The organism is Rothia sp. ND6WE1A (genome assembly GCF_001683935.1).
In the GTDB taxonomy this organism is placed as follows: domain Bacteria; phylum Actinomycetota; class Actinomycetes; order Actinomycetales; family Micrococcaceae; genus Rothia; species Rothia amarae.
Genome location: NZ_LXTU01000052.1, coordinates 1 through 1,714, shown reverse-complemented (window position 1 = coordinate 1,714; position 1,714 = coordinate 1). Strand labels below are relative to the sequence as shown.

The 1,714-nt window shown below is 38.9% G+C and carries 3 protein-coding genes; all 3 read left to right on the top strand.

Annotated features, from left to right (window positions below; translation table 11 throughout):
• Positions 1 to 638 (top strand): hypothetical protein (locus A7E48_RS11155; RefSeq protein WP_158004407.1); only part of this gene is annotated, 638 nt, incomplete at its 5' end.
• A gap of 282 nt (positions 639 to 920) precedes the next feature.
• Complete coding sequence (locus A7E48_RS11490; protein ID WP_068171301.1) at positions 921 to 1,247, top strand: tyrosine-type recombinase/integrase; 327 nt, start codon at positions 921 to 923, stop codon at positions 1,245 to 1,247.
• Positions 1,226 to 1,594, top strand: coding sequence for a tyrosine-type recombinase/integrase (locus A7E48_RS06835; protein ID WP_083147256.1), 369 nt, complete (start codon positions 1,226 to 1,228; stop codon positions 1,592 to 1,594). Before A7E48_RS11490 ends, A7E48_RS06835 begins: the two co-directional genes overlap by 22 nt.
• The last annotated feature ends 120 nt before the right edge of the window (positions 1,595 to 1,714 follow it).

Genomic DNA, 1,714 nt, shown 5'->3' with positions numbered 1-1,714 from the left:
ATCTAGATGATAACATAGAACTCGATAATATTAAAAAAGAGATAAAGCAGTCAATTCACATCGATTTATTTAATACTAGATATAAATATTCCGAACCTATATATTCCTACGAAGATTTTATAAAGAATAAATACGGGATTATTCATTTGATTAAGAGGGTGCTTGTCTATCCATGTAAAAAAATTTTGATGAGCGATAAAGACAAATTGAATTTTAAAAATTATGTATATCGCCTTTACCTTTATCCCAAAATTATATCAAGCAAGCCATTTCGTGGAGATTATGGAAAAAAAGATGCGGTTTTTGGTCTTATGATTTATCAGAATTTAAAAATGGAATACATACCTATTATTTTTGCTGCTCACGATCAGATTTCTTTAATGAATGCTGATTCATTAATTGAATCAATTAAGAGCCATTCTAAATCACGTATTGTCGTGGGCCTCTGGCCAGATAAAGAATTTGGCGTAACTATTCAAGAAGGAATCGGGGGAGGTACTAGGCGAAAACAAGACAAACAGGTAGAAGAGGAGTACGGTCTCGATAATATAATTTACGAAACTCGCGGAGCCAACATGGACCACGATAGCGATGACCCTCGTTGGTTTGACGAGTGGTGCGCCCGTAATAATCTTTAGATAGTCTTTCTGTTGCAATTGGATTAGCTCAGAGGGGTGATAGTGCTTATCATAAGGGAATAAAGCCAACGTTTTTCTTGATATATTCGATACCTATTTACTGGTCTGTCCCTTTACGGATAAAACTCATAATAGCTTAGTTATTAAGTTTCCAAATCAAGATGTACAAAATTATGTAGATAACATCTATGCTGATTTTAAGAGCGATTATGAAGCAGCAGGTCTGGAAAGGGTCTCGCGAGGGCGACAGAGAATCGAATTGCAGCGCTCTTAAAGAAGCTCTTGAAAAGGGCTACTGCTCCACGCAAAACACATGAGGTTTCAAAATCTCAGCTATGGGCGGCTCAAGAGCTTCGTTCTTTCTTGACAACTGCTGAATCTCATCGTTTATATGCGTTGTATTGGCTTGCTGCTTATACGGGTATGCGCCGGGGTGAGATTGTTGCGCTGCGGTGGTCTGATGTGGATTTTGAGAAGAAACTAATTCGGGTGCATCGTTCTGTCACTCTTACGGATGCGGGGCAGGTTGAAGTTACTGCAAAGAGCGGAAAAAACGTTTTGTTGCTTTCGACGATCAAACTAAGTCAGTGCTTCAGGCTCATCGGCTGATGCAAGTTTCAGATATGGAACTGACTCAAGATTCGTGGGAAGGTACGGATTACGTGTTTTGTACTGAGTTTGGTTTGCCGCTTTATCCGACGACGTTGACGCATCTTTTTCAGAAGCTGATTGAACGGCACAATGCTGAGGGTTCCGAGGAACAGTTAATTAAAATTCGTTTCCACGATTTGCGGCACGTCCATGCGACTCTGCTTCTGGAAGCAGGCATTCCTGTTCATGTGGTAGCTGCTCGTCTAGAGCACGCAGATCCATCAATCACATTGCGGACGTATGCTCATGTTTTGAAAGCTCAAGATAGTGAAGCGGCAGCAATTTTTTACAATTATGTCAAATAGCACTATAAGTACATTTTTGAGGTATTATATTACACAAATAGACAATTCAGTAATATAAAATTATTTATCATTAAAAGAATAAGGGGATACAAATGAAAAATTCTTTCAACCATGAGGACT